Source organism: Streptomyces sp. NRRL B-24572 (assembly GCF_002156145.1).
GTDB lineage: Bacteria > Actinomycetota > Actinomycetes > Streptomycetales > Streptomycetaceae > Streptomyces > Streptomyces vietnamensis.
Genome location: NZ_MWIG01000795.1, coordinates 1 through 3,856, shown reverse-complemented (window position 1 = coordinate 3,856; position 3,856 = coordinate 1). Strand labels below are relative to the sequence as shown.

2 protein-coding genes and 1 pseudogene are annotated in these 3,856 nt (G+C 73.0%); 1 reads left to right on the top strand and 2 read right to left on the bottom strand.

Features of this window, described 5'->3' with window-relative positions:
* A pseudogene (locus tag CCN56_RS36140) lies at window positions 1-242 on the bottom strand (hypothetical protein); the annotation flags it as partial.
* Between the two features lie 45 nt (window positions 243-287).
* Window positions 288-2,129, bottom strand: coding sequence for a glycoside hydrolase family 15 protein (locus CCN56_RS36135; protein WP_086831984.1), 1,842 nt, complete (start codon window positions 2,127-2,129; stop codon window positions 288-290).
* A 214-nt stretch (window positions 2,130-2,343) separates the two neighbouring features.
* On the opposite strand from CCN56_RS36135, the gene CCN56_RS36130 reads away from it, so the two are divergent.
* Window positions 2,344-3,129, top strand: a complete 786-nt coding sequence (locus tag CCN56_RS36130) for a glycosyltransferase family 2 protein (RefSeq protein WP_086831983.1) — start codon at window positions 2,344-2,346, stop codon at window positions 3,127-3,129.
* The last annotated feature ends 727 nt before the right edge of the window (window positions 3,130-3,856 follow it).

Sequence of the window (3,856 nt, the reverse complement as noted above, 5' to 3'; positions counted from 1 at the left end):
CCGAGCAGGCCGAGGAGGGTCGCCACGCCCAGGCCGGAGCGCAGGACCGGGTCGTCCGCGAACTGCCCGCACGCCTGGATCGCGAACGCGGAGGCCATCGCCAGCTGTCCCCAGCCGTGCGGCACCGTGCGGGAGACGCGCCGCCGCTGCCAGGGCGGCATCCAGCCGGTGCGGAGCGCGGCCGCTCCGGAGAGCGCGAGCAGGAGCGCCAGCGCGCCCGGTATGACGACGTACCCGTCCATGGTCGGCCCCCTGCCGCACCGGCACCGCGCCGGAAATCGACGCGATCATGCCACAGCGAGGTGGCGGGCGTGGTCGCGGCCGTGGCGGCGCGTGCCGTACAGGGTGAACGCCGTGTTCACCAGGGCGACATGACTGAGCGCCTGGGGGGTGTTGCCGAGCTGGCGGCCGGCCACCGGATCCCATTCCTCGGCGAGGAGCCCGACGTCGTTGCGGACGTCGAGGACCCGTTCGAAGACGGTCCGGGCCTCGTCGGCGCGGCCGGTCATGGCGAGGGCGTCGGCGTACCAGAACGTGCAGGCGACGAAGCTCCCCTCGGTGCCGCCGAGGTCGTCGAGGTCGTGGGTGCCGCCGTCCCGGACGTCGCCGTACCGGCGCAGGAACCCGTGGTCGTCGAGCCGTTCCATCGCCCGGACCGTACCGAGGACGCGGGGGTCGCCGGCGGGGAGGAAGCCGAGCCGGGGGATCAGCAGGGCGGTGGCGTCGACCTGCGCGCTCCCGTAGTACTGGGTGAAGGACCGCTGCTCCTCGCTCCAGCCGCGGGCGCAGATCTCCGCGTGCAGTTCGGCGCGGAGGGCCTGCCAGCGCGCGAGGGAACCGCGCAGTCCGGCGACGCGGGCGAGACGGACGGCGCGGTCGGCGGCGACCCAGGCCATGACCTTGGAGTGGACGAAGTGGCGGCGCGGGCCGCGGACTTCCCAGATGCCCTCGTCGGGTTCCTGCCAGCGTTTGCCCAGGTACTCCAGGAGCGAGGCGACCAGGGCCCAGGCCGGGGGGTCGAGGGCGACGCCGGCCCGGACGGCCGAGTAGACGGTGCTGAGCACCTCTCCGTAGACGTCGAGCTGGAACTGCTCGACGGCCGCGTTGCCGAATCTGACGGGAAGTGAGTCCTCGTATCCGGGCAGCCACTCGGCGTGCGTCTCGGGCAGCCGGCGCTGTCCCTCGACACCGTACAGCGGCTGGAGGTCGGCCGGGTCGCCCGCGACGGCGCGCAGCAGCCAGCCCGTCCAGGCCAGCGCCTCCCTGCGGTACCCGCTGCGGAGCAGGCAGGAGAGGGTGAAGGTGGAGTCGCGCAGCCAGCAGAAGCGGTAGTCCCAGTTGCGGCGCCCACCGATGGACTCGGGGAGGGAGGCGGTGGCGGCGGCGACGATGCCGCCGGTGGGGGCGTACGTGAGGGCCTTGAGGGTGAGCAGGGAGCGGATCACGGCCTCGCGCGCGGGCCCTTCGTAGCGGAGGGCGGCGGCCCAGTCGTTCCAGAAGGCGAGGGTGCGGGCGAGGGCGGCGTCGACGTCGGCGGGCGACACGGGCGGCGGCGCGGGGGCGTGCGAGGGGCGCCAGCCGAGGACGAAGACGACCCGCCGGCCGGCCGTGACGGTGAACTCGCAGGTCGTACGGTCGCGGGTGACGGTGAGTTCGACGCCGGGCCCGCAGCCGAGGTGGGCGGAGTCCGGTCCGGCGACGTACACGGCGGCGCGCCGGCCGGTCGACCGGGTCCAGGGCACGATGCTGCCGTGGTCGAAGCGGACGCTCAACTCGCCCCGTACGTCGACGCGTCCGGCGATCCCCTCGACGACCCGGACGATCCTCGGGGCGGGCTCGCCCGCGTACCGCGGCGGCATGAAGTCGATGACCCGGACGGTTCCGGAGAGGGTCTCCCAGACGGTGTCGAGGACGAGCGTGTCCCCGCGGTAACTCCGGCGCGAGCAGCGGCCGTTGCCGACCGGGGCGAGGAGCCAGCGGCCGTGGTCCGGATTCCCGAGGAGGGCGGCGAGAGAAGCGGGCGAGTCGAAGCGGGGCGCGCACCACCAGTCGACGGACCCGTCGGTCCCGACGAGCGCCGCGGTCTCCAGGTCACCGACGAGGGCGTAGTCCTCAATTCGCCCTGCCATGACGGGATTGTATGCCTCCTGGAGAGCGATTGCACAAACGGCCGGGAATGTGACGGTCCGCGATAGGGAAAGGGCGAGCGGCCCCGGCGGGTCATTCCTTCGCGGCCTCCCGCATATTCTTCCGCTTTTCTTGACGGCAACGCTCCGGGCGCAGGATTCTGAATGACGCGGGTCGGCCGCACGCCCGGCCGTACCGACGAGCAAGGCCGTACCGATGAGTAGCGATTCGCATCCCCTGCGCAGATCGACCGACCGGGTGCCCGATTCCGGCACCCTGACGGTGAGTCTCGTCCTCACGGCCCGCCCCGACGGCGGGGACCCGGGAGCGGCGCTCGACCGGCTCCTCGACCAGGTGCCCCCGACCGTGCGGGAGGTGGTCCTGATCGGCGGACCCGCCGGGCGGAGCGAGGAACGCGCCGGACTCACGGTGCGCAGGCCCGGGACCTGGGACTTCGCCCGGGGCGACATTCCGCACGCGGGACTGCTCGCGGCGACCGGAGACCTGATCGTCCTGATGAACGCCGACGGAAGCATGTCGCCGCACGAGATCCCGCACTATCTGCACTATCTGGAAAGCGGTTACGACTTCGTCAAGGGATCGCGTTTCATCGCGGGCGGGGATTATGCCGACTATCCGCTGTCGCGACGCCTCGGACACCGTGCGCTGCTGCGCGTCGCCCACCGGCTGTACGGCCAGCACCTGACGGATCTCTGGTACGGATTCTGCGCGTTCCGGCGCCCCTTCGTCGATCTGCTCGACCTGCGCGAGGACGGCGTGGAACTCGGGGCCGAACTGGTCGCGCACGCACTGCACTACGGACTGCGCGTCGCCGAAGTGCCGAGTCTCGAACTGCCGCGCCGTCACGAGCGCCGCCGCGGCCCGTCACACCCCCGCACCCTCCGCGACGGCGCCCGCATCCTCGGCACGCTCCTCGACGAACGGCCGCACAACACCCTGTCGCGCCTGGCGCGCGGTCCCCTCCGGAGCTCCCGCAGTTGACGAATGCCACCAAAGAGTGCTAACGCTAAAGAAAGCATCATTTCAGGACAGAGTGAACCCTGATCGCACACCTTCGGCAGGGCCGGTTGCCGGAAGAGGCTCGACGTGACCTCCATCCAGATCAGCCGAGCGCCGGCGGCACCCGTTCCGCACCCTCTGCGGCGAGTGACCGACTGGCCCTTCGACGGTGCCCGGCGCCGCCCCCTCTGCCGACCGCCCCACCGCCCGACCGCCCATCCGGCGCGCCGGGCCTCCGACCGGATCGGCCGCGCCGTCCCTCCGCCCCGGAGCAGGGCCTGCCGGGCACGCGGCGCTGCGCGGCGGCGGCGTGCCCGTACGGCCCACACGGGCGCCGCGCGCCGCAGCCGCGGCTCCGACGGGTCATCCGGTTCAGCAGGTTCATCCGGTCCAGCAGGTCCAGCAGGTCCAGCAGGTCCAGCAGGTCCAGCAGGTCCAGCAGGTCCAGCAGGTCCAGCCAGGCCGTCCCGTGACCGTGCCTTCGCCCACGCCCTGCTCCCCCGTACGCCCGTGCGCCCTGCTCCCCGCGCCCTGTCCCGAGGAGGCGGGGCGTGATGGCCGGCCCCCTCCTCGTCGCGGTGTCCGGGCCCGACGACGCGGGCGGGTCCTCGCTGGTGCGCAGGCTCGCGACGCTGCTCGGGGAGCGCGGCGTCACCGTCGTCACCGTCCGCTGCCACGGCTGCCTCCTGTGCCGCAGGCTCCCGGTTCC

Bases quoted from the DNA above. Each gene is read 5' to 3' on its own strand.
- CCN56_RS36130 (WP_086831983.1), top strand. From the start codon at position 2,344: ATGAGTAGCGATTCGCATCCCCTGCGCAGATCGACCGACCGGGTGCCC.
- CCN56_RS36135 (WP_086831984.1), bottom strand. From the start codon at position 2,129: ATGGCAGGGCGAATTGAGGACTACGCCCTCGTCGGTGACCTGGAGACC.